The sequence below is a fragment of the Ruixingdingia sedimenti genome (assembly GCF_031432425.1).
GTDB classification, from domain to species: domain Bacteria; phylum Pseudomonadota; class Alphaproteobacteria; order Rhodobacterales; family Rhodobacteraceae; genus Ruixingdingia; species Ruixingdingia sedimenti.
This window is the reverse complement of the sequence record NZ_JAVKPH010000027.1, coordinates 1-20,058: the sequence shown is the minus strand read 5'-3', so window position 1 is coordinate 20,058 and position 20,058 is coordinate 1. Positions and strand designations below refer to the sequence as shown.

The window sequence follows — 20,058 nt, the reverse complement described above, 5'->3', positions numbered from 1 at the left end:
GTTGCAACCGTTGCGCCGGCTGCGCATTGCCGATGTGGGGGCGAACCCGCTTGGCAAGCCGGTCTATGGCGCGCTGGTGCAGGCGGGGCTGGCCGAGGTCTGGGGGTTCGAGCCGAACGCCGCCGCCTTTGCGCGCCTGCCCGGCGACGATCCGGCGGTGCGGGTGCTGCCCCATGCGGTGGGCGACGGGCGGGCGGCGATGTTCCATGCCTATCCGGCGTCGGAAATGTCCTCGCTTTTTCCGCTGTCGGCGCGGGCGGTGGGGTATCTGGGCCATTTCCGCCGCCATCTGGGCACGGAAACGGTGCAGCCGATCCAGACCCGGCGGCTGGACGACATGGCGGATCTGCCCCGGCTCGACCTGCTGAAGGTGGATGCGCAGGGGGCGGAGGTCGCGGTGCTGGAGGGCGCGCGCGACCGGCTGTCCGAGGCGGTGGCGGTGGTGGCCGAGATGCGGTTCTATCGCCTCTACGAGGGCGAACCGGCGCTGTGGGAACTGGACCGGGCGTTGCGCGAACAGGGGTTCGTGCTGCACCGCTTCCTGCACCAGAAGGCGCGCATGCTGCACCATTCGCAGCGCGGCAAGGTGGATGCGCGGGCCATCGGATCGCAGCTGATCGACGGCGATGCGGTCTATATCCGCTGCCTCGAGGACCGCGCGGTCTTGGGCGACGACCAGCTTGCGCATCTGGCGCTGCTGGCGGCGGGAGTGTTCGGCAGCGACGATCTGGTGCTGTGGTGCCTCGACGAACTTTCGGCGCGGGGGGGCGGGCGCAAGGGGCTGGCGGCGGGCTATGCCGAGTTCCTGCCGCAGGCCCCGGCGGAGGAGGAGGCGCGCCATGGCTGACCCCGCCCCCGAGGCCGATGCGCTGCCGCAGCGCCCCGTGCTGACCATGCCGGAACCCGAGGCCGCCCATGTCGCCGGGGCCTTTGCCGAGGCGGGGGTGATTCTGGAATACGGCGCGGGCGGATCGACCGTGCTGGCGGCGGAAATGCCGGGCAAGACGGTGTTTTCCGTCGAAAGCGACCCGGCGCATGTGGCGCGGTTGCAGGACTGGTTCGCGGTCGAGCCGCCGCGCGCCGATGTCCGCCTGCACCATGCCGATATCGGCCCCACCGTCGAATGGGGCCGCCCGGCGGATGAACGCGCGTTCCGCCGCTGGCCGGGCTATCCGATTTCCGTCTGGGACCGGCCGGATTTCCTGCACCCCGATGTGGTGCTGATCGACGGGCGGTTTCGTGTCGCCTGTCTGTTGACCACCGCCTTCCGCATCACGCGGCCGGTGGTGGCGCTGGTGGACGACTACCGCGGCCGCAAGGCCTATCATGCGGTCGAACCCTTCCTGCGGCCCGCGATGATGATCGGGCGCATGGCGCGGTTCGACCTGGAACCGACGCCCTTTCCCGTCGATAGGCTGGGATGGGTGATGAACTTCTACATGCGTCCGGTGTGACGCCGGAAAGGACGAAAGATGCTGGAAATCAAGAACCTGCACGTGAAACTGGCCGAAGGCGACAAGGTGATCCTGAACGGGGTCGACCTGGTGGTGAACGCAGGCGAGGTGCATGCGATCATGGGCCCGAACGGTTCGGGAAAATCCACGCTGTCCTATGTCCTGTCGGGCCGCGACGGCTATGAGGTGACGGAGGGCAGCGCCACGCTCGACGGCGTGGACCTGCTGGAGATCGAGCCCGAGGCGCGGGCGGCGGCGGGGCTGTTCCTGGCGTTCCAGTATCCGGTGGAAATCCCGGGCGTCGGCAACATGACCTTCCTGCGCACCGCCGTGAACGCGCAGCGCAAGGCGCGCGGCGAGGCTGAAATGAGCGCGGGCGATTTCCTCAAACTGGTGCGGGAAAAGGCCAGGACGCTGAAGATCGACGCCGAGATGCTGAAACGCCCGGTCAACGTGGGCTTTTCGGGCGGCGAGAAGAAGCGCAACGAGATCCTCCAGATGGCGATGCTGGAACCCAAGATGTGCATTCTGGACGAAACCGATTCCGGGCTCGACGTGGATGCGATGAAACTGGTGTCCGATGGCGTGAACGCGCTGCGCGATGCGGGGCGGGCCTTCCTTGTGATCACGCACTACCAGCGGCTTCTGGACCATATCAAACCCGATGTGGTGCATATCATGGCCGGGGGCCGGATCGTGAAATCGGGTGGGCCGGATCTGGCGCTGGAGGTGGAACGCAACGGCTATGCCGGTATCCTGGCGGAGGTCGCGTGATGGCGCTTGCAGCGGTTCAGATGAAACAGCGGCAAGAGGCGCTGGAGACGCGCCTTGCCGCCCTGCCGCAGCCGGGGCCCGCGGGGCAGTGGCTGACGGCGGCGCGCGGGGCGGCGGCGGCGCGGCTGGCGGGCATGGGCCTGCCGCTGCGGCGGGACGAATACTGGCGCTATACCGACCCGGCGACGCTGAACGCGGCTACGGCGCTGCCCTCGACCCCGTTCCAGCTGCGCGACGAAAAACCCGCCTTCGAGGATGTGGACCGCCTGCGGCTGGTCTTTGTCGATGGCGTGTTCGATGCGGCGGCGTCGGACGATCCGGTGATGGCGGGGGTGGAAATCGCCCGTCTGGCCGATGCGGGGGCGACCGACATCCATTGGGCGCGCGACCTTTACGGTGTGCTGGAGGCCCGGGGGCAGACCCCGGTGGCGCGGCCCTTCGCGGCGCTGAACACGGCCTATGCCCGCGATGGCGTGCTGATCCGCGTCACCGGGCAGGCGGCGCGGCCGGTGTCGCTGATCTACCGCTATACCCGCGACACGTCCGATGTGATGCTGCACCATGTCATCCGGCTGGAACCGGGGGCGGACCTGACGCTTCTGGAAAACGGCCCCGGCGCCGCGCGGTTCGACACCGTGACAGAGGTGGACGTGGCCGATGGCGCGCGGTTCCACCATGTCCGCGTGCAGGGCCGCGACCGCGACCGCCGTGCGGTGACGCATATGTTCGCCCGGCTCGGTACGCGGTCGCTGTTCAAGTCCTTTACCCTGACGGCGAACGGGCGGCTGACGCGCAATGAAGCGGTGGTGGACCTGACCGGCCCCGATGCCATCGCCCATGTCGCGGGCGCGGCGGTGGGGGATGGCGCGTTCCTGCACGACGATACCGTCTATGTCATCCATGGCGCGGAACGCTGCGAAAGCCGGCAGGTGTTCAAGAAGGTGCTGAAACACGGCGCGGTGGGCGTGTTCCAGGGCAAGATCCATGTCCATGCGCAGGCGCAGAAAACCGACGGCTATCAGATCAGCCAGAGCCTGCTGCTGGACGAGGAAAGCCAGTTCCTGGCGAAACCGGAACTGGAAATCTACGCCGACGACGTGAAATGCAGCCATGGCTCCACCTCGGGCGCGATCGACGCGACGGCGCTTTATTACCTGCGTTCGCGCGGGGTGCCTTTGCGCGCGGCGCAACAGCTGCTGATCGAGGCGTTCCTGGCCGAGGCCATCGACGAGGTGGAAAACACGGACATCGCCGAGGAACTGCGGTCCCGCCTGCGGCGCTGGCTGGAACGCAGGAACGGCTGATGTCGGTCGCGGCGCGCATCCTGACCACCTATCGCGACCCGCGGGGCGTGATGCGCGCCCATCTGGCCGAAGGCGTGCGCGAGGACCGGGCGCTGGCGGTGCTGATGGCCGCCTGCCTGCTGATCTTCGTCGCGCAATGGCCGGGGCTGGCACGGGCGGCGCATCTGGATCCCTCGACGCCGCTCGACGCGCGGCTCGGCGGCGCGTTGATGAGCACGATGTTCCTGTTCCCGCTGTTCGCCTATCTTCTGGCCGCGCTCAGCCATCTGGCGGCGCGGGCCTTCGGCGGGCGGGGCAGCGGGTTCGGTGCGCGGCTGGCGCTGTTCTGGTCGCTGTTGGCGGTTTCGCCGCTGATGCTGTTCCAGGGGCTGGTGGCGGGCTTCGTCGGCCCCGGCGCGGCGCAGATCGTGGTGGGGCTGGCGGTGGGGGCCGTTTTCCTGTTTCTGTGGCTCAGCGCGCTGGCAGAGGCCGGGCGCGCGGGCCAACCGCAAGGACACTGACGCATGGAGCTTTCGCTGCCCGTTCTGACCGCGCTCTTGCGCGACACGCTGGCCGACCCGCGCGGCGTGGCGCGCCGGCTGATGGCGATGGGCCTGCCGATGCCCGCGCGCTGGATGGCGCTGGCGCTGATCGCGGCGCTGTCGTCGCTGCTGGCGCATCTGACGCTGGCGATGCTGACGGGCGGGCAGGGGGCCGCGCAGGGGATCCTGCCCGGCCCGGTGCCCTTTGCGATGCTGCAATGCGGGGTGCTGGTCGTCACCGCCGGGCTGGTGCATCATCTGGGGCGCTGGCGCGGCGGGCAGGGGCGGTTCGCCGATGCGCTGCTGCTGGTGGTCTGGTTGCAGTTCGTGCTGCTGTGCCTGCAAGTGCTGCAACTGGTCTCTGCGCTGATCCTGCCGCCGCTGGCCAATATCATCGGCATTCTGGGGATGGGCCTTTTCTTCTGGCTGCTGACCTGCTTTGTCGCCGAACTGCACGGCTTTCCGGTGCTGGGCCGGGTGTTTCTGGCGATCGTGCTTGCCTTTTTCGTGCTGGCCATCGTTCTGGCGATGTTTCTGGGGGCGATCATCGGCGCCCCGCCGGGGGTATGACGATGTATGATGTCGATGCGGTCCGCCGCGATTTCCCGATCCTGTCGCGGCAGGTGAACGGCAAGCCGCTGGTCTATCTGGACAACGGCGCCTCGGCGCAGAAGCCGCGGGTGGTGATCGACGCCATGACGCGCGCCTATGAACAGGAATATGCCAATGTCCACCGGGGCCTGCATTACCTGTCGAACCTCGCGACAGAGAAATACGAATCCGTCCGCGGCACCATCGCCCGCTTCCTGAACGCGCCGGCCGAGGACGGCATCGTTTTCACCACCGGCGCGACCGAGGGGATCAACCTCGTGTCCTATGCCTGGGCCGCGCCGCGGTTGCAGCCGGGGGATGAAATCGTGCTGTCGGTGATGGAACACCACGCCAATATCGTGCCCTGGCATTTCCTGCGCGAACGTCAGGGGGTGGTGCTGAAATGGGTCGAGGTCGACGCGAAGGGCGATCTGGACCCGCAGGCGGTGATCGACGCCATCGGCCCGCGCACGCGGCTGGTGGCGGTGACGCATATGTCGAACGTCCTCGGCACCGTGGTGGATGTGGCCGCGATCTGCGCGGGCGCGCGCGCCAGAGGCGTGCCGGTGCTGGTCGACGGCAGCCAGGCGGCGGTGCACATGCCGGTGGACCTGACCGCCATCGGCGCCGATTTCTATGCGATCACGGGGCACAAGCTCTATGGCCCCTCGGGGTCGGGGGCGATCTGGATCGCGCCGGAACGGATGGCGGAAATGCGCCCCTTCCTCGGCGGCGGCGACATGATCCGCGAGGTTTCGCGCGACACCGTGACCTATGCCGACCCGCCGATGAAGTTCGAGGCCGGCACCCCCGGCATCGTGCAGCAGATCGGCCTGGGCGTGGCGCTGGACTATCTGATGGGTTTGGGGATGGCCAATGTGGCCGCCCACGAACGCGACCTGCGCGACTATGCCCGCGACCGGCTGGCGGGGCTCAACTGGCTGAACGTGCAGGGGCAGTCGGCCGGCAAGGGGGCGATCTTCAGCTTTACCCTGCAAGGTGCGGCGCATGCGCATGACATCTCCACCGTGCTCGACCAGCGCGGGGTGGCGGTGCGGGCGGGCACGCATTGCGCGATGCCGCTGCTGGCGCATCTGGGCCTGACGGCGACCTGCCGTGCGTCCTTCGGCCTTTACAACACAAGATCCGAGGTGGACGCGCTGGTCTCGGCCCTCGAACTCTGCCACGAACTTTTCGCCTGAATTCCCCGTTGCGGCCCGGACCGCAAGCCGATATACCCCCGCGCAGGCACCCGTAGCTCAGCTGGATAGAGTGCTGCCCTCCGAAGGCAGAAGGCTATTGCTCCGGGGGCCAAGAAAGTAAGGAAGAAAGACACTCGACGCGAGGCTCCGCACAGAAACTCGCACAGAAACCACGGTCCCATAGCTCAGCTGGATAGAGCGCTACCCTCCGAAGGTAGAGGCCGCACGTTCGAATCGTGCTGGGACCGCCACTTCCTCCACAGCAAAACGCCGCCCCTTGGGGTGGCGTTTGCGTTTGGTGTCATGGGCGGTAGTCGTCGCCCCAGATGGAGTGAAATCGCCGCTCGGATGCGTCTTCGGCCAAGGCCTTCCTGACTTCCTTTTGGACCAAGGCCTCCAACTCATCGCGCGTCAGTGTGATGGTGTCCTGTCTCGTCATCGGCTTTGGTGGCGGCGGATCCGGTGGCAGCTTGGCGTCCGGGCTTGGGGTGTGTCCGCGCTTCGGTGGTGGCGGCTGCACGGGCCGAGTGTTGCTGGTTGGTCTTCCGCCTCCGCGCATGGTCAGCCCTCTACCTTGACGGTGCGGTTGTAGAGTTCCACCGCGTCTTCCATCCGAGGGCCTGGCCCGCCTTCCGCTTTCATGCGGTCGTAGTTGGCTTTCAGGAAGTCATACATCCGCTCGGGCATGTCCCCCTGCGACTCGTGGTTGTTCGCGGCCTGGACCATTGCCCGCATGATTGCCGCCGCCTTCGGCCCATTGGGGCCGCCAAGCTCTTCGACGTAGCTGGTGAAGAGTCGGCCCTGACCATCATCCTCACCGAGCTGTCGGGACTGAGCGCAAATCATATCGGCCAAGTCGCGAGCGTTCGAACGCATCTCGGCGATTTCGTCCGGGGTTGGTATGATTCCGAACATGGTTCAGCTCTCCTTCTGCATGTGAAGAAGGTCGCGCTGGAAGTCGCCCAGGAAGGCACGCGACACCTTGATGGTGTCCGGGTGGCGCTTCTGGTTCTCCATCAGCAAGCGCCACGCCTGGTTTCGCCCCTCATAGAAGCCGCGCAACTCGGCCGCTTCCTCCGCTTGTCGCGCAGCGCGTGCCACACGGATCTCGTTACCTCTTTTGCGTAGGGCTGCCTCGAAGGCGGTGACCTGGCGCTTCGGTAGGGCAACTTCGTCCGACGTCTCGCCACTTGGCTGGTAGCTATCTCCACGAGCACGCAAGAGAGCCGCCTTGCTGTCTGCCACGGCATTCATCTCGCGCAGGATGGCCGCAGCCTTGGCACCGTTCTCGCCGCCGTCCGCTTCCAGGCGCTCGGCCAGGTGGGTGCGGTGGGCGATGGCCATGTCGTGCTGGCGGACCAGTTCATTGGCAAGAGCAGGAACAAGCCCGTCGATGCGCGTGAAATAGCCTGGGTCGTCGGAACGTGGTGCGGGGTGGCCCGCAATGAGTTCATCCGCGAGCCGGTAGACCAGTCCGCTGATTGCCCTGCGGCGGTCGAGCGCACCGGAGTCTTTGTGCTGGTCGATGTCGTTGATGATTTGAAGGTGTGGGTCGATTTCCTCGAAGGTTTTCATGGCTTGGTTTCCTCCCTTTTGCCACTGCCTCGAAGGTCAGTTAGGGAAGAAAAACGCGCGCTCCAAACAATGCACGGTTGCGAAAACTTAAAAGTCTTGCGACGGTATTAGCGAGGCAAAGCAACAGGTAAGGAGGCAAGGTGGTGTCACCGAAGGCGTTCGAGAAAGCTGTCAAGAAAATCGGGATTGGCGAGTGGATGGACGAATATAAGGGCCGCTACCACCATCGTGGCTACGGTGTGCTTTTGGAATCTGTCCCGGATTACGGGCGCTTTATTGCGGGTCTGTCGAAAGACCCGGCGATGGCTTGGCTCATTGTCCATGACCCGCACATGGACAACCTCGGGGACAAGCTGATAGCCAGCTGGGACAAGGCCCTGTTCACAGAGTAGCGCATGTTCCAACGCCTCATTGCCGCCGGATTCGACGTCGCCATCCGCAACCACGCAGGTGCTATTCTCACAGTCGATTTCCCGGAAGTCGCGGCGGAGCTTGAAGAAGCGCTGCTTGATGTAAGGATTCCGGTCGAAGAGCTGGTCGGATCCGGAGGAGGCGAAGCACAGTCGACGCAGCGCCTACGGCGGCGCCTCTACACCGCTGGCTGGCCAAAGCACAACTTCGACTTCCGCCTCATTGTCGACGGGGTTGAGACCGTTGCGAACAGCCACGAAATCGACCACGTCCGACGAGCAGACGGGGGCACAATCGCGCTGGAAATCGAATGGAACAACAAGGACCCTTTCTTTGACAGGGACCTCGAGAACTTCCAGCGCCTCCATGCCCAGTCGGCGATTTCGGTGGGCGTTCTCATCACGCGTGGCGCCTCTCTGCAAGCGTCGATGCTTGGCCTGGTTCAGCGCTGCATCGTGAAGCACGGCTTCGTCGGTGAGGAAGAAATGGTCGAGGCGTTCAAAATGAAAGACCGCACCCGGCGTCAGCGGGATGCGGTCCAAAAACAAGTCGATGCGCAGGTTCCGTTCGCGGAGGCCTTTGCAAAGCATTTCGTGGCAGACAAGTTCGGTGCTGCAACAACGCACTGGTCCAAGCTGGAAGACCGGATCAGGCGCGGGGTGGGCAACCCGTGCCCACTCCTGCTGATTGGCTTGCCTGTGGGCGTGATCGTGGAATAGCTACTCGGCCGCAGTGCGCGACGCGTCCGTGCCACTGTTGTGTGCATACGTCGGCCAGCTGGGCTTGTAGTCGTCGTCCGCCTGGTTGCCCCAGACCGTCCAGCCTTTGCGCCTGCCGCGCCCGAAGAGTTCCAGGTAAGGGCCCCAGCTGCAGCTCTCGATGATGTCGTATTGCTGGTCTGGTTTGCGGGAGTGCTCGCGCTTGCGGGTCTTCAACAGGTCGCCGTCGGGCTCCTTCGGCTCGGGCTGTTCGATGAAGTTCACCTGCCGGCGTCCAGGCGCCAGCGTGCGGACGTCTTTGCCGCGCGTGCCGAAGAGCAGGATTTCCGTCACGTTCCGGAAGTAAAAGCCCACGCCGCGCCCGTCCGGGCCACCGTCATAGCGCACCTTTTCCCAGACGATGTTGGACTTGTATTCGAATCCCCAGGCTTTCAGCACTTGAAGCCCTTCGGGCAGCAGCGCGTTCGGCACCCAGAGATAGCAGTGCGCCCGGCTTTCCAGGTGCTTCGCCACCGGCAGGGCGCAAATCTCTTCAAGTTCCATCGTAGGGTAGCGCGCCAACCGCTTGTGTTCAGGCGCTATTTTGCCTGTGCGGTTCTGGAAACGCCAAGGCGGGTCGGCCATGACCGTCGAGAATTTGTCGTTGCCCAGGAAGGCTTCAAGGTCTTTGGCCGCAGTCATGCCCGCCTCCCTCATTTTGTGTTTCGTCCTTTCTTGCACGCAAAAGGCAGATTCTCAATCCGATTCCGGCCGTCAGGCGGCCGGGGGCGGTTCTTCTTCCGGGTCGCCGTTTGCGAGCGCCAGAAACTCGGGCGCGGGCAGGCGGCGAGGTGGCCCCGGCGGCGGGGCGTTTTCGTTCGCCCGCGCCTTGCGCACATAGCGGATGTCCACGATAGGCATCAGGACGACCCCGATGCTACGCCAGGTTGGTTCACACATCGTTGCCACGGTCCCGGTCGAGCATCTTGACCTGGTAGATGAGTGGATTGCCGGTGATGGCCGTCCAGACCGTGTCGAGGATCCGGAGCCCGATGCGCACCAGGACCATGACGATGAGCCAACCCGCTGCCGCGCCGGGGCCTTGGACGGACCATACGACGACGAGGCCGACGAAGGTGATGATTGCCAGAACGGCGTTGACACGACCTGCCCAGAACATGGGTGCCTCCTTTGATGTGGGGGATTTAATGGTGTGTATGTCCACCGTTGCGCCGCCTAACGGTGGCGATACGCACCGGTAAACTGGCCGACATCTGATAAGGAAAAGGGCGGCTCCGAAGAACCGCCCTTGAAATCCTGCGGTTGAACCGCCTCTTCTTTTGAGACGCAAGGACTCCGATTGCGTCTCCGCATTTCACCATGGCTGCGGACCACCAAGCCGACGTCGAACCCCTCGTCGGCCAGGGCTTGGCGTTCCGCCCAGGAATCGAACCTGGAATCTCGGCCTTCGCAGGGCCGCGCTCTATCCGTTGAGCCAGCGGAACAATGCTTCCGGGATATACCGCCCGGCCGGTGCCGGTTTCGGTCCCGGCGCCAGCACCGGCTTGCGCCGACCTGGCCGAATGCTTCCCGGAAGTCCGCCGGGCCGGTAGGCTTTTCGCCGCCTATGCGCTGGTTCCCAACCTTACCCCTGATATTCCATGACCTCGGCGCGGGGCTGGCAGGATGGGCATTGAGGCCGTCAGTCACGGCCCGTAGGAGTGCGCCTCAGAAGGGGATTTCGTCGTCCAGGTAGGAACCGGTGACCGCCGCACCATTGGAACCGGCCTGGCGGCCTGTTTGGTATGTGGGCCCGGGCTCGGCGGCACGGCGGTCGTCACCCGCCGCCGGGTCGCCGCGCCCGCCCAGGAGGGTCAGGTTGCCCGCGTAGGGACGCACCACCACCTCGGTGGAGTAGCGGTCGGCGCCGCTTTGGTCCTGCCACTTGCGGGTTTCCAGCTGGCCCTCGATGTAGACCGTGGAGCCTTTGCGCAGATACTGCTCGGCGACCTTGGCCGGGCCCTCGGCGTGGATGGCAACGCTGTGCCATTCGGTGCGCTCTTTGCGCTCGCCGGTCTGCTTGTCGCGCCAGCTCTCGCTGGTGGCGATGCGCAGGTTCACGACCTTGCCGCCGTTTTGGAAGGTGCGCACCTCGGGGTCGCGCCCCAGGTTGCCGACGATGATGACTTTGTTGACTGAACCGGCCATGTGCTTCTCTCCTTTTGCCTTGCTGATGAACTGGGTAAAAACCGCCGCATCTCCAAACGATGCGGCGGTCTTTTTTCACCGTTCACAGGCGGCAATGAACTTGATGATGCCCTCGGACCAGCCCGACACCTGCGTCCAGGTTTTGCCGTGGGCCACCCCGTTCTCATAGGCCGCGACGTTCACCAGGTAGCCGCCGAATTTGCCCTTTGCCGGGGGAAGGGCGCCGTCGGATCCTTGCTCGTCCGTGATGACGACGAGGCGGTCGTAGTCGGCGTGCTGGTTCACGGCCTGAACGGCCTGCGCCAGGTATGTGCAGCCGTGCGGCTGCGACCTGATGACCGCGTCAACGCCCGCCATACCGCGCCGGGCGGGCACCTCGACCACGCGGTCGGAGAAGGTGAAGACCCGCAGATCTTCACACGGCAGGACTGATGCGAGGGCGGCGGCCGCGTCCATGCGGGTGAGGTCCGACTTGCCCGACAGCTTGTCGTCCATGGACCCGGACACGTCCACCAAGATGATGGTCCGGCCTGGAAGCTTGGCGGCTTCCGCGATGCTGTTCACCAGCGCCTGGTCCAGGGCCGGTTCAAGCGACGGACACGCGCGCGCCGCTGCCACGAAGCGGAATGGCAACACGTTGCCTGCGCCCTTCCGGGCGAGGATGGCGTCCTGCACCAGCAACCGGTCGACGTTCGCCTCGGTCATGTTGCGAAGGTTCCGCAACAGCGCCAGGTAGCCCAGCTTGCCCTCTTGAAGAAGGCGCGTGAACGCTTCCTTCTTGTCGGCGCCGCCCGACAGGGCAACTTCCCACGTGTCCGGTGCGGACAGGGTGCCCTTCACCAGGCCGCCGATGGCGTCGGTGTGGGCAGGGTGGACCAGGCGCGCGACGTCGGTGAGGGTGATGGCCCCCGCGCGGTCATACTTGGCCAGCTGGTAGGCGTCGAACTTGGGGAAGGCGAGGGCCAGGCCCTTCTTCAGCTGAGCGGGCAACTTGCCGATGGCCTTCGGCGACTGGCCGGTGACTTGGCAATACAACGCCACGAGTTCGGCCAGCTCGTCCGCACGTTTCACGACGCGCGCGATGACGTGCTTCAACCAAGTGCCGCCAGGTTGGGCGGCCGCCAGGTGGGCGACCAAATACAAAGGCATGTGGCGAAGATGCTGCTGCTCGCGGGCCTCGATGGCGATGTCGCCGACGCGCTGCGGGTCGACGCGCTTGATGGCCTCGGCCACCAGATCCGTCGACGTCTTGCCGTCAACGTAGAAGCTGTCTTCCCAAAGCAGGGAAGCCATCACCAAGCGGCGAAGCTGCTGCTCGGGCGAAACGACCTGGGCGGGCGCGCCGCCGTGGGTCCGGTGGTTGGGGTGGAAGTGTTGAACGGTATTCATGCGCATCGCGCGTCCTCCTTGTTGGAGCGGCTGATGCTTGAAGCGGAGAGATGGCGGGGAAACTGGCGTCTCGGAAATTTTAGCGCTCTACCACTGAGCTACCCCCGCATGGTTGTGGGGAGTTGGATTCGAACCAACGACCTCTCGTTCCTCAAACGAAGTAACCGAAGACTACACCGCCGCCATCTCTCTTTCTTCAAAACATCGGGGAAACAAGCGAAACGGGCTTTTGTGGCTTTTGCTCTATCCAGACTGAGCTACCTATGGGTTTCCCCATGGGGTGGATTTGAACCACCGACCTAAAGCTTGGAACGAAGTAACCGTTTCTACGCCGCCGAATGTCCTTTTCTGTTTCCGTATCTTTCAGTTAGAAAAGATGTGGGTTCACTCCAAACAAACCGCCAAACTTTTTTCTCAGGCGGCCCGCTTTTTTGCGTTTTCCCCAGCAAAACCAAGCAAATATTCCGTCGCCTTGCTGGCTTGGGAAGCAGCGGTGAAGATGGCGCGGGGGTCGTTTTTCAGGACCTGCAACCAATTGGCGACGTAGCTGGCATGGTCATCGCGCGGCTCGTTCGACACCCCGAGATCCGCACACAGAAAAGCCGCCGCCAACTCGGCCACGAGCTCTTCGAACGCATACGCCTGGTCGCCAAACCTTTTGCCGAATTCCCTGGCAAGGCGCTTCTGGTGCCCGGTCCAATGTGCCGCTTCGTGAAGCAACGTCGACTGGAACCCCGCGTCGGTGAAGAAATCCGACCGGCGCGGCATGGCGACGTAGTCCAGCGTCTGGTGGTAGTAAGCCCGCCCGCCACCATATTGGACGTCGATGCCGGCGGCTTCGACCAGCGCCTGCGCTGCGGTCGGGGTGTGTGGCACGGCCACAGGCTCGGGCGTCTCGTAGCCCTCGACCTGGGCGGCGTTGAACGCATACGAGGTTTTCAGGACGAAGCGCTTGCCATCCTCTTCGTCGCCGTCGGCTTTCTTCGGCAGGTCTTTCCAGAACACGACCAGCGACGAGCGTTCCCCGCGCCGCACCTTCGCCCCGGCCTCGTTCCACTGGCGCAGCGTGCCCCAGACGGGCGACGCGTAACCCTTCTGCTGCATGTCCATCCACAGGTTCAGCGTGTTCACCCCGGTGTAAGTCCGGCCCGTCAGCACGTTCACCGGCCGCCCGCCGCCGGCCGTGTGCCAGGGCATTTTCCAGCCGTCGGGTTTCGCGGCACCGGTTTCGATGGCTTGAACGATGCGGTTCGTGACGTCTTCGTAAGTGCCCATCTGGCCCTCCTGTTTCCTCGCCACCAGGAAACAGGGGCTTGAATGGGCGGGCACCCAGGCTTACTCTCTGCGAAACTTTGGAGCGTGTGATGGATCTGAGCAAACTTTCGGCCGAAGAACTCGAGCAGCTCGCGAAAGACGCCTTGGCTGCGGCCAAGAAGAAACGGGAAGAAGAGAAGAAAGAAGTGCGCCGGGAAATCGACGCGATGCTCCGGGCCCGTGGCTTTTCACTTCACGAAATCTACCAGACCATGCAGGGCGTGGACATCAAGGCGCAGCCGCCGGTCCAATACATGGACCCCGAAGATCCTATCAAGACGTGGACCGGTCAGGGCCGCCGGCCTAAGTGGTTGCTCGAAGCCATCGCAGCCGGCCGTAGCCTGGAAGAGTTCAAGATCCGGTAGCCCGACGCGCCGCCGCTTCCAGCGTCGGACCCGATGCCCAAAGGACTCCCGGCGGTGTGACCTGTGCCGCGTGCGTCGCAACCACGGCCACCGCCCGGGCCTCGGCGTGCGCTGCGGCAAGCACCGGCGCGGACGGCGCACCTACAAACAGAACGGACACGCGATGGAGCCGGGGCAGGGGCAGGGTCGACCGGTGACGGCGACCGGGGCCAAGCGCAGAAAGCAGAACGCCCGCTGCTACGCGGGCGTCCAGGTTGTTGGGGTCATAGACGACAAGAAGAGTCATAGGGCCTCCATCACTCTGCGGCCATCAGTGGTTGGGTTTCTGGTGCGGGCTGCGTCGCAAGCGTAAGCAGCGCGTCGAGGTCACGGCGCGGCTTGTAGAAGCGCCAGTAGGCCGGGGTGTAAGCCACGCGCCACCGATCCAAGGTCAGGCTGTCGCCAAGGACGACACGCGCCGGGATGTCATACGCCGAAAGCTGGACATAGCACATGCGCCAAGCCTGGACGTCTTTCTCCGTGGCTTGGACGAACAGGTTGAAGCGCGGGTCGAATCCGGCTTCGCGCACGCGCTGCGCGAGGGCGATGAGCAATCCACCGGAACCGGCGGCCGGATCCTCGGCGGTCATATACCCACCGTTCGCGACGTGGCGACGGATGGTCGCTTCGTCTGGCAGCACGAAGTTTGCAAGCAGCGACGCGACGCAGGACGGCGTGAAAAACTGGCCCATGCCGGCGTAGAGGGTGCCCAGCCGTGCGGCCATGTCGCCCAACCGGTCGCCACCGTCCGCAGCCAAGGCCTCCATGAAGTCCTTGGCGAGGGTAAGGGCTTTCTCGCGCGACACGCCGCACCGTTCGAAAGAGCGGATGGCTTCGTCGAACTCCTTGGCCAGCTCCTCCATCTGATACTGCGGGACGGTCGCGAGCGTGACGCAGCACAGCACCTCTATGGCTGCGCGGAAGGCTTCGTGCGGGCGCATCGCCGTGCCCTCGAACTGGCGGGCGAATGCGTCGGCGGCTTTGAATGCTTGGGCGGTCATGGGATGTCTCCGGGGTGAGGGGTTTGGACCGGCCGCCGAAACGGCCGGGTCGGAGGTGGGGGCGGGAGAGGGTGGGTCAAGCGGCCAGGGCGCGCAGTCGTTCGATGTGCTGGCGGGTGTTGGTCACCATCAAATCCACCGCGTCGTTGATGAACACCGCCTTGGCGGGGCGTCCAGCGCCGTCGGCTGCTGCGGCGGCAAGGGTCTCGGCGTCCTGCTTGGTGAACTGTGGCGCTTTCCACAGCGCGGTCATGTGGGCGGCGATGGCCGTCCGGGTGCCGTCGCCGTTGTTCTCGAACGTGAAGTCGAGGGCGAAGTCGGACGCGCTCAACACGACGTGGTTGAACCGCGCGATGGTGTAGCGCAGGCGGGCGGACTCCATCTGGGCGATGGAGGCATCGGCCTGGTCGATGAGGGCCTGGATTTCGGGGCTCATGCTGCCACCCGCTTGGCTTTGCGAGCCGCCAGATCTGCGGCGATTTCGGCAAAGTGCTTGTCGGCAGCGCGGCGGGTTTTTTCGGGGCTCTTCACGCTGACAACGTCAAGAACGCAGCCTTCGTTAACAACCAACACGCGGTCGTCGCCTTCGAGGCCAAAGGCCTCGGCCGCTGCGGCGTGGAGTTCGGCGGCGCCGTTGAGGCCGTCGTCTGCGCTGGCGTAGAAAGCGACCGCCGAGCCAGGGACGGATTTCCAAGTGGTGCGGCCGTTGGCGTCGGTTTCGATGACGAGGTGCTCTTTGCGGTCGGTTGCCATGGTGGTTTCTCCTGGTTTTGTCGGGTGCGACTGCCGCCTCCGATACAAGTGAGATATGTCCCCGGTCTCAAAACCGGTGAAGATTTCTGCGAGAAAAACAAAGATTTTTGGCGGGCCGTAAAAACAAGCAGGAAAAGGCCGCGCTTTTTTGCGCGGCCTCGTCAAAAGTTTTTCACGCCACAGGCTGGCCGTAGGCTTGGATCCGGGCGACGGTGTCGGAAACCAGGGCGTCGAACGCCGCGAGGCGCTGTTCCAGCACGGCGATGAACTCCTCATCCCGGTAGGCCCGCACTTTGAAAAGCGGAAGGCCAGGGTAGTAGGCGCACAGGTCGACCCACTGGCGACCAGTCACCCACAACTGACCTTGCGTCTGAGCCTTGTGCTCCTCGGGGAACTCGCCGTCCAAGAGCATGGGGATGAGCAGCTTGGGCAAATGGGTCTTGAACTCGACCAGTCCGTCGGATCCCACCAGACCGTCGGGCGAAGCGCCGAAGCGGTCGCGCTTCACGAAGCCGACCTGCTGGACGTCGGTGTCCGCGAGCATTTCGTAGTCAGCGCGTAGCTGCGGTTCGAGCTCTTGGCCACGGCGAGTGTGGACCGTCGAGAAACCCTCGGCTGGCTCGCCGGTCAGGATCTCCCCGGCCAGTTCATAGGCATACGTCAAAGACGTCTTCGAAGGCTTGCCGGCGTCCTTGTCCGCTTTGCTCTGGGGCTGGGTCAGCACGTCTTTGAAGCGCGACGCAGTGGCGACGCCCGCGCGGACTTGCAGCCATTCGTGGGTGCCCTGTTCGAGGCCCTGGAATGCGAGGGCGCCGTTCGGCAGGGTGATGGTGGGCAGATGTGTGAAATCGAACATGTTGGTTTCCTCCTTGACTGCTCGATGGGGTTTGGCGGGCCGCCCGGGCGGGCGGCCGCGACTGTCAGGCGGCCGGTTTTTCTTCTGCCGGTGCGGTGCTTTGGGCGGCCTGCTTGTCCGCGAGCTTGCGCTTCAACAGCGCTTCCAGGCGGGGGAAGTCGGCGGGTTTCACGTCTTCCAGCGACTCCGCTTTCGCGCTCGAAAGGAACCGTTTCGGGTCCGTGTCGGTCTGCTCGATGAGCGTGCGAAGCGTTTTGACCTGGCTGGCCGTGAGCTCGGTGGGCGCCGCGATTTGCGGGGCTGCCGACTGGCGCTGCTGCGGCGCTCCATCCCCATCGGCGATAGCGATGTTGAAGTAGGCGCAGAGCATGTAGCGGCGCGCATACGTCACCGTGCTGCCCTTCGCCTGGATGTTGGTCTTCGACGCCTTTCCGCCTGTGCCCTGGTTGTCGAGGGGGAAGTCGTCCTCGAACTGGTCGACGTGTCCCAAGCGGTGCGCGACCCGGAAGACCACGCGCTGGTTGCCAGCCTCCGCGCCCGGGATGCTCTTCGCGGACACCGAGAAGCCGTGGGCACGGATGACCGGCATCGCGGCGTCTTCGATGGCGGCGAGGTCGGCAAAGGCGGTGTTGTTGAAGGTGTTCTTCCGGTTCTTCACGATGACCGGGAGCGCGGACTGGGCGGCCACCAGGTCGGCATAGAACTGGCGTTCCGCGTCGCGGTTGCGGTCCTCGCGGGCGCGGTCGTCGAGGCGTTCTTTCATGTCCAGCATCCGCTCGAACTTGTTCAAGTCGATGCTGGGATCCGTGGCGGCGCGCTCGATGAACGAGAGCATCGCGTCCACGGGATTGGCCGGGGCAGGGGCCTGGGGCGCGGAAACGGCGACGGCCGTGCCCTCCAAAACTTCGCCCGTGTCTTGGTCGATGGTGACCGTTTGATGTTTCGTCATGTTGGTTCCTCCTTGATGACTGTTTTGAAGTAGGGAAAACGGGGCGCCTTCCCAAAACTTCAGGAGCGAGGTGGGGAGATTTTTCGACCTGCACAGAGGGGGTGCGAAGAAAAAAGTAATGGGGCGGCCCTCAGGCTTTTTCGGGCCGCCCCGTTTCCCAACAGAAACGGCTTGCACCGGCTTTGTGGTATTGCGCCCTCTTCCCGCAACGACCGTTTTTCTGGGGCGAAACTTTTCCCTATCTGCCTCGCAAGGGAGGACAGACCATGGATTACAACAACACCTACTTCGACCTGCTCTGCGCGCGCGGTTCCGAAACTCCGACCCTGGAGAAGTGCGTCCGCCACACGATTTTCCCTGGCGCGCTCGGCGGCAAGCGCACCAAGGACAACGTGTGTTTTCTCAGCGAACGCGAGGCTCTCACTGCGTGGGGATTGCTGCTGCGGATGTGCCCGGGGGAGATTTCGCGGGGCCGTGTCGCGCAGGGCATCGGCCGGCTGCTTGACCGGTTGCCGCGCACCAGGAAGGCGGCATGGCTGCGTCGCGCCATCCGCGAATACGCGGGCGACAGGCCGGTGTCCGATGTCGCTACGCTCTGGCATTGCGACGGGCGCGTCGTGACTGGAACCCGGGCCCAGCTCGCCCATGCCACGGGCCTGGAATACAACCGGGTTCGCGACCTGCTGGCCGGTCGTCGGTCGTCGGCCTTGGGCTGGGCGGCGTCGCCTGAGCGGGCGAAGGAAGGACCTGGAAAGCGCGGGCCGAAGCCACGGGCGCGCGCTGCGGATCTCTTCGCCGAAGAATTCGACGGCAACTTTTTCTGAAGCGCCGCGCTTTTACCTAACTCCCTCCCGGCCTCGTCTGGCCGGGGACTTTTTCATGCTGCGAGACTACCAAGCCGAAGACCTTGCGAAGGTGAGCGACGCTCTCAAACAGGGCGCACAACGGGTCCTGTTTGAGGCGTCGGTCGGCTACGGTAAGAGCGTCCTCATCGAGACCATGGCCGAGGCTTACTCACGAACCGGCCGCCGGGTCTGGGTCCTGTCGAACCGCTCGTCGGTCATCAACCAGCTGCGCAAGCGCGCCGCCCATCTCCCGGGCGTCGAGGTCATGACGGTCCAGGCTGCAGACCGTCGGCGCGCCGAATTGGCCGCGAACCCGGCAGCCCTGGTGCTCATAGACGAGGTCCACATGGGCGGGTCGGCTGCGCAGTATGGGCGGGTCATGGCGTGCGCGCCGCTGGCGCGGTTCATCGGCTTCACTGGTTCCCCCAGTCCCGAAAACTTCGACACTTTCCGGGTCCACATCCAAGGTCGGTCTTCCAGGTGGCTTACGGACCAGGGCTTCCTTTCGCCCCTTCGCTACTTCGCGCCCAACCTGGTCGACCTGCGCGGCGTGTCGGTGAAGGCTGGCGAGTTCGACGAAAGCCAGGTCCTGACCAAGCTCGAAGAGGGCAAGGTATTCGCGAACTCCATCGACCTGTTCCGCGAGCACGGCGTCGGCGTCCCGACGCTCGGGTTCTGCGTGAACGTCAAGCACGCGGTGGACACCGCAGAACGGTTCCGCAAAGCGGGGCACAAGTGCGAGGTGCTGACCGGCAAGGACAGCGACAAGGCGGCGGCTTACAAAATCGACGCCCTCTCGGACGCCGGGCTGCTCTTCTCGGTCGACAAGGTCTCGGCCGGGTTCGACCTGCCCACCCTTGGCGTCATGCTGTCCATGCGCCCGACCGCGTCGCCCAGGGTCTGGGTCCAGCAGCTCGGCCGCGTGGCCAGGACGGCGCCTGGAAAGACATTCGGCCTGGTGCTCGACCAGGTCGGCAACACGCTGCGCCACGGCACACTCACGCAAGAGCGAAACTGGCGGGGCAAAGGCAAGCGTGCCTGGACGGGCGACGACACGCACACCGAGGACGGCGAGTCCCTATCGGTGCGGCAATGCCCGGCCTGTGTCGCGGTGTTCGAAGCGGGCCCGTCGAAGTGCCCCCAGTGCGGCGCGGAACTGGCGCGCGATACCCGCATATCGCGTGCCGAGTCCGTGCGATTGAAAGAGATGGAAGCAGCGGAAATCGAACGACAGCAACAGGAAGCTGCCGCTCTTCGCAAGCGCCTCGGCCAGACCATCCCCCAGATGAGGGCCTACCTCGGCCACCAGACAGCCGTCGACAACATGCGCAAGCGCTATGACAAAGCCAAGCGCAACGGTGACGCCGACATAGCTGCGTTCGCGCACGAACAGCTCCGCCAGGCGCGCGCCCTATGAACCGCGAGACCGACATCCACAACGCGGTGCTCCTGGCGCTCTCGAAGCGGTTCCACCCGCACGGCGTGTTCTGGCGCCAGAACGCCGGCCGGGTGCGCACTGAACGCGGGGTGTTCGTGTCGCTCGGGCCGACCGGCATTTCGGACGTCGTCGGGCTGGTGCTGGGCTTGCCTGTGTTCGTCGAGGTCAAGACGGACAAGGGCACGCAGCGGAAGGGCCAGAGGGCGTTCCAGGTAGCGGTCGAAAAGGCGGGCGGTCTTTACCTGGTTGCGCGGTCGGCCGAACAGGCCGTGGCCGGTGTCACAGAAGGTCTTCGGGACTATCCTAAATTTTGTGCGCTGACGTGGTAACTGCTCTCAGAGGAGACCCACGTATGAGCATCGACAAAGACC

General features: G+C 64.8%; 27 protein-coding genes and 2 tRNA genes. 14 read left to right on the top strand and 15 right to left on the bottom strand.

Annotation, left to right across the window (positions count from 1 at the left end):
- Window positions 1-10 precede the first annotated feature (10 nt).
- The 8 genes from RGD00_RS17970 to RGD00_RS17935 all read left to right on the top strand — a co-directional run bounded on the left by RGD00_RS17970 (window position 11) and on the right by RGD00_RS17935 (window position 6,097).
- Window positions 11-847, top strand: a complete 837-nt coding sequence (locus RGD00_RS17970; protein WP_310458657.1) for an FkbM family methyltransferase — start codon at window positions 11-13, stop codon at window positions 845-847.
- Window positions 840-1,454, top strand: a complete 615-nt coding sequence (locus RGD00_RS17965) for a hypothetical protein (RefSeq protein ID WP_310458656.1) — start codon at window positions 840-842, stop codon at window positions 1,452-1,454. The genes RGD00_RS17970 and RGD00_RS17965 overlap by 8 nt, the downstream gene beginning before the upstream one ends.
- 18 nt (window positions 1,455-1,472) lie before the next feature.
- Window positions 1,473-2,228 (top strand): Fe-S cluster assembly ATPase SufC, encoded by a 756-nt coding sequence (gene sufC, locus RGD00_RS17960; RefSeq protein ID WP_310458655.1) that lies wholly within the window; start codon window positions 1,473-1,475, stop codon window positions 2,226-2,228.
- A complete protein-coding gene (locus RGD00_RS17955; protein ID WP_310458654.1) occupies window positions 2,228-3,532 on the top strand; it encodes a SufB/SufD family protein in 1,305 nt (434 codons plus the stop codon). The genes sufC and RGD00_RS17955 overlap by 1 nt, the downstream gene beginning before the upstream one ends.
- On the top strand, window positions 3,532-4,032 hold the full coding sequence (locus RGD00_RS17950) for a YIP1 family protein (RefSeq protein ID WP_310458653.1): 501 nt from the start codon (window positions 3,532-3,534) through the stop codon (window positions 4,030-4,032). The genes RGD00_RS17955 and RGD00_RS17950 overlap by 1 nt, the downstream gene beginning before the upstream one ends.
- Window positions 4,033-4,035: 3 nt before the next feature.
- Window positions 4,036-4,623: a Yip1 family protein gene (locus RGD00_RS17945; RefSeq protein ID WP_310458652.1), complete on the top strand. Its 588-nt coding sequence runs from the start codon at window positions 4,036-4,038 to the stop codon at window positions 4,621-4,623.
- Between the two features lie 2 nt (window positions 4,624-4,625).
- Window positions 4,626-5,846 carry a cysteine desulfurase gene (locus RGD00_RS17940; protein ID WP_310458651.1) on the top strand — a complete coding sequence of 407 codons (1,221 nt, stop codon included), beginning with the start codon at window positions 4,626-4,628 and terminating at the stop codon, window positions 5,844-5,846.
- Between the two features lie 174 nt (window positions 5,847-6,020).
- Window positions 6,021-6,097, top strand: a tRNA-Arg gene (locus RGD00_RS17935).
- Window positions 6,098-6,147: 50 nt separating this feature from the next.
- Here RGD00_RS17935 and RGD00_RS17930 read toward each other — a convergent pair.
- The 3 genes from RGD00_RS17930 to RGD00_RS17920 all read right to left on the bottom strand — a co-directional run bounded on the left by RGD00_RS17930 (window position 6,148) and on the right by RGD00_RS17920 (window position 7,421).
- Window positions 6,148-6,285 (bottom strand): hypothetical protein, encoded by a 138-nt coding sequence (locus RGD00_RS17930; RefSeq protein ID WP_310458650.1) that lies wholly within the window; start codon window positions 6,283-6,285, stop codon window positions 6,148-6,150.
- A 122-nt stretch (window positions 6,286-6,407) separates the two neighbouring features.
- Window positions 6,408-6,761, bottom strand: coding sequence for a hypothetical protein (locus tag RGD00_RS17925; protein ID WP_310458649.1), 354 nt, complete (start codon window positions 6,759-6,761; stop codon window positions 6,408-6,410).
- Between the two features lie 3 nt (window positions 6,762-6,764).
- Window positions 6,765-7,421, bottom strand: coding sequence for a hypothetical protein (locus tag RGD00_RS17920; protein WP_310458648.1), 657 nt, complete (start codon window positions 7,419-7,421; stop codon window positions 6,765-6,767).
- A 143-nt stretch (window positions 7,422-7,564) separates the two neighbouring features.
- Between RGD00_RS17920 and RGD00_RS17915 the strand changes: the two genes are divergently transcribed.
- A complete protein-coding gene (locus tag RGD00_RS17915; RefSeq protein ID WP_310458647.1) occupies window positions 7,565-7,813 on the top strand; it encodes a hypothetical protein in 249 nt (82 codons plus the stop codon).
- Between the two features lie 3 nt (window positions 7,814-7,816).
- Complete coding sequence (locus tag RGD00_RS17910) at window positions 7,817-8,551, top strand: BglII/BstYI family type II restriction endonuclease (RefSeq protein WP_310458646.1); 735 nt, start codon at window positions 7,817-7,819, stop codon at window positions 8,549-8,551.
- On the opposite strand, the gene RGD00_RS17905 is transcribed toward RGD00_RS17910, so the two are convergent.
- From RGD00_RS17905 to RGD00_RS17875, 7 genes are all read right to left on the bottom strand, one after another.
- A complete protein-coding gene (locus RGD00_RS17905; RefSeq protein WP_310458645.1) occupies window positions 8,552-9,232 on the bottom strand; it encodes an MT-A70 family methyltransferase in 681 nt (226 codons plus the stop codon). It abuts the gene before it with no gap.
- 72 nt (window positions 9,233-9,304) lie between these two features.
- The gene (locus RGD00_RS17900; protein WP_310458644.1) at window positions 9,305-9,451 is read right to left on the bottom strand and encodes a hypothetical protein; all 147 of its coding nucleotides are present in this window, start codon (window positions 9,449-9,451) and stop codon (window positions 9,305-9,307) included.
- Between the two features lie 31 nt (window positions 9,452-9,482).
- Complete coding sequence (locus RGD00_RS17895; protein WP_310458643.1) at window positions 9,483-9,710, bottom strand: hypothetical protein; 228 nt, start codon at window positions 9,708-9,710, stop codon at window positions 9,483-9,485.
- Between the two features lie 249 nt (window positions 9,711-9,959).
- Window positions 9,960-10,035, bottom strand: a tRNA-Arg gene (locus RGD00_RS17890).
- A gap of 223 nt (window positions 10,036-10,258) precedes the next feature.
- A complete protein-coding gene (ssb, locus tag RGD00_RS17885; RefSeq protein ID WP_310458642.1) occupies window positions 10,259-10,738 on the bottom strand; it encodes a single-stranded DNA-binding protein in 480 nt (159 codons plus the stop codon).
- Window positions 10,739-10,813: 75 nt separating this feature from the next.
- Window positions 10,814-12,133: a TROVE domain-containing protein gene (locus RGD00_RS17880; protein WP_310458641.1), complete on the bottom strand. Its 1,320-nt coding sequence runs from the start codon at window positions 12,131-12,133 to the stop codon at window positions 10,814-10,816.
- A gap of 408 nt (window positions 12,134-12,541) precedes the next feature.
- Complete coding sequence (locus RGD00_RS17875; RefSeq protein ID WP_310458640.1) at window positions 12,542-13,402, bottom strand: ArdC family protein; 861 nt, start codon at window positions 13,400-13,402, stop codon at window positions 12,542-12,544.
- An 89-nt stretch (window positions 13,403-13,491) separates the two neighbouring features.
- Here RGD00_RS17875 and RGD00_RS17870 point away from each other — a divergent pair, with 89 nt between their 5' ends.
- Complete coding sequence (locus RGD00_RS17870; protein WP_310458639.1) at window positions 13,492-13,806, top strand: H-NS histone family protein; 315 nt, start codon at window positions 13,492-13,494, stop codon at window positions 13,804-13,806.
- A gap of 296 nt (window positions 13,807-14,102) precedes the next feature.
- On the opposite strand, the gene RGD00_RS17865 is transcribed toward RGD00_RS17870, so the two are convergent.
- The 5 genes from RGD00_RS17865 to RGD00_RS17845 form a co-directional block, all read right to left on the bottom strand.
- Window positions 14,103-14,846: an N-6 DNA methylase gene (locus RGD00_RS17865; protein ID WP_310458638.1), complete on the bottom strand. Its 744-nt coding sequence runs from the start codon at window positions 14,844-14,846 to the stop codon at window positions 14,103-14,105.
- A 76-nt stretch (window positions 14,847-14,922) separates the two neighbouring features.
- Window positions 14,923-15,282: a hypothetical protein gene (locus tag RGD00_RS17860; protein ID WP_310458637.1), complete on the bottom strand. Its 360-nt coding sequence runs from the start codon at window positions 15,280-15,282 to the stop codon at window positions 14,923-14,925.
- Entirely contained in the window at window positions 15,279-15,599 is a 321-nt protein-coding gene (locus RGD00_RS17855; RefSeq protein WP_310458636.1) for a hypothetical protein, read from the bottom strand. Before RGD00_RS17855 ends, RGD00_RS17860 begins: the two co-directional genes overlap by 4 nt.
- A gap of 172 nt (window positions 15,600-15,771) precedes the next feature.
- The gene (locus tag RGD00_RS17850) at window positions 15,772-16,455 is read right to left on the bottom strand and encodes a lambda exonuclease family protein (protein ID WP_310458635.1); all 684 of its coding nucleotides are present in this window, start codon (window positions 16,453-16,455) and stop codon (window positions 15,772-15,774) included.
- 64 nt (window positions 16,456-16,519) lie between these two features.
- Entirely contained in the window at window positions 16,520-17,404 is an 885-nt protein-coding gene (locus tag RGD00_RS17845; RefSeq protein WP_310458634.1) for an ERF family protein, read from the bottom strand.
- 266 nt (window positions 17,405-17,670) lie between these two features.
- Between RGD00_RS17845 and RGD00_RS17840 the strand changes: the two genes are divergently transcribed.
- The 3 genes from RGD00_RS17840 to RGD00_RS17830 are packed head-to-tail and all read left to right on the top strand — an operon-like array spanning window position 17,671 to window position 20,016.
- On the top strand, window positions 17,671-18,228 hold the full coding sequence (locus RGD00_RS17840) for a hypothetical protein (RefSeq protein ID WP_310458633.1): 558 nt from the start codon (window positions 17,671-17,673) through the stop codon (window positions 18,226-18,228).
- A 55-nt stretch (window positions 18,229-18,283) separates the two neighbouring features.
- Entirely contained in the window at window positions 18,284-19,666 is a 1,383-nt protein-coding gene (locus RGD00_RS17835; RefSeq protein WP_310458632.1) for a DEAD/DEAH box helicase, read from the top strand.
- Window positions 19,663-20,016, top strand: coding sequence for a VRR-NUC domain-containing protein (locus RGD00_RS17830; RefSeq protein WP_310458631.1), 354 nt, complete (start codon window positions 19,663-19,665; stop codon window positions 20,014-20,016). Before RGD00_RS17835 ends, RGD00_RS17830 begins: the two co-directional genes overlap by 4 nt.
- The last annotated feature ends 42 nt before the right edge of the window (window positions 20,017-20,058 follow it).

Bases quoted from the DNA above. Each gene is read 5' to 3' on its own strand.
- RGD00_RS17950 (WP_310458653.1), top strand. From the start codon at position 3,532: ATGTCGGTCGCGGCGCGCATCCTGACCACCTATCGCGACCCGCGGGGC.
- RGD00_RS17905 (WP_310458645.1), bottom strand. From the start codon at position 9,232: ATGACTGCGGCCAAAGACCTTGAAGCCTTCCTGGGCAACGACAAATTC.
- RGD00_RS17965 (WP_310458656.1), top strand. From the start codon at position 840: ATGGCTGACCCCGCCCCCGAGGCCGATGCGCTGCCGCAGCGCCCCGTG.
- RGD00_RS17900 (WP_310458644.1), bottom strand. From the start codon at position 9,451: ATGCCTATCGTGGACATCCGCTATGTGCGCAAGGCGCGGGCGAACGAA.
- RGD00_RS17925 (WP_310458649.1), bottom strand. From the start codon at position 6,761: ATGTTCGGAATCATACCAACCCCGGACGAAATCGCCGAGATGCGTTCG.
- RGD00_RS17860 (WP_310458637.1), bottom strand. From the start codon at position 15,282: ATGAGCCCCGAAATCCAGGCCCTCATCGACCAGGCCGATGCCTCCATC.
- RGD00_RS17940 (WP_310458651.1), top strand. From the start codon at position 4,626: ATGTATGATGTCGATGCGGTCCGCCGCGATTTCCCGATCCTGTCGCGG.
- RGD00_RS17945 (WP_310458652.1), top strand. From the start codon at position 4,036: ATGGAGCTTTCGCTGCCCGTTCTGACCGCGCTCTTGCGCGACACGCTG.
- RGD00_RS17845 (WP_310458634.1), bottom strand. From the start codon at position 17,404: ATGACGAAACATCAAACGGTCACCATCGACCAAGACACGGGCGAAGTT.
- RGD00_RS17875 (WP_310458640.1), bottom strand. From the start codon at position 13,402: ATGGGCACTTACGAAGACGTCACGAACCGCATCGTTCAAGCCATCGAA.
- RGD00_RS17955 (WP_310458654.1), top strand. From the start codon at position 2,228: ATGGCGCTTGCAGCGGTTCAGATGAAACAGCGGCAAGAGGCGCTGGAG.
- ssb (WP_310458642.1), bottom strand. From the start codon at position 10,738: ATGGCCGGTTCAGTCAACAAAGTCATCATCGTCGGCAACCTGGGGCGC.
- RGD00_RS17830 (WP_310458631.1), top strand. From the start codon at position 19,663: ATGAACCGCGAGACCGACATCCACAACGCGGTGCTCCTGGCGCTCTCG.
- RGD00_RS17910 (WP_310458646.1), top strand. From the start codon at position 7,817: ATGTTCCAACGCCTCATTGCCGCCGGATTCGACGTCGCCATCCGCAAC.
- RGD00_RS17865 (WP_310458638.1), bottom strand. From the start codon at position 14,846: ATGACCGCCCAAGCATTCAAAGCCGCCGACGCATTCGCCCGCCAGTTC.
- RGD00_RS17850 (WP_310458635.1), bottom strand. From the start codon at position 16,455: ATGTTCGATTTCACACATCTGCCCACCATCACCCTGCCGAACGGCGCC.
- RGD00_RS17920 (WP_310458648.1), bottom strand. From the start codon at position 7,421: ATGAAAACCTTCGAGGAAATCGACCCACACCTTCAAATCATCAACGAC.
- RGD00_RS17855 (WP_310458636.1), bottom strand. From the start codon at position 15,599: ATGGCAACCGACCGCAAAGAGCACCTCGTCATCGAAACCGACGCCAAC.
- RGD00_RS17870 (WP_310458639.1), top strand. From the start codon at position 13,492: ATGGATCTGAGCAAACTTTCGGCCGAAGAACTCGAGCAGCTCGCGAAA.
- RGD00_RS17880 (WP_310458641.1), bottom strand. From the start codon at position 12,133: ATGCGCATGAATACCGTTCAACACTTCCACCCCAACCACCGGACCCAC.
- RGD00_RS17835 (WP_310458632.1), top strand. From the start codon at position 18,284: ATGCTGCGAGACTACCAAGCCGAAGACCTTGCGAAGGTGAGCGACGCT.
- RGD00_RS17840 (WP_310458633.1), top strand. From the start codon at position 17,671: ATGGATTACAACAACACCTACTTCGACCTGCTCTGCGCGCGCGGTTCC.
- RGD00_RS17895 (WP_310458643.1), bottom strand. From the start codon at position 9,710: ATGTTCTGGGCAGGTCGTGTCAACGCCGTTCTGGCAATCATCACCTTC.
- RGD00_RS17930 (WP_310458650.1), bottom strand. From the start codon at position 6,285: ATGACGAGACAGGACACCATCACACTGACGCGCGATGAGTTGGAGGCC.
- sufC (WP_310458655.1), top strand. From the start codon at position 1,473: ATGCTGGAAATCAAGAACCTGCACGTGAAACTGGCCGAAGGCGACAAG.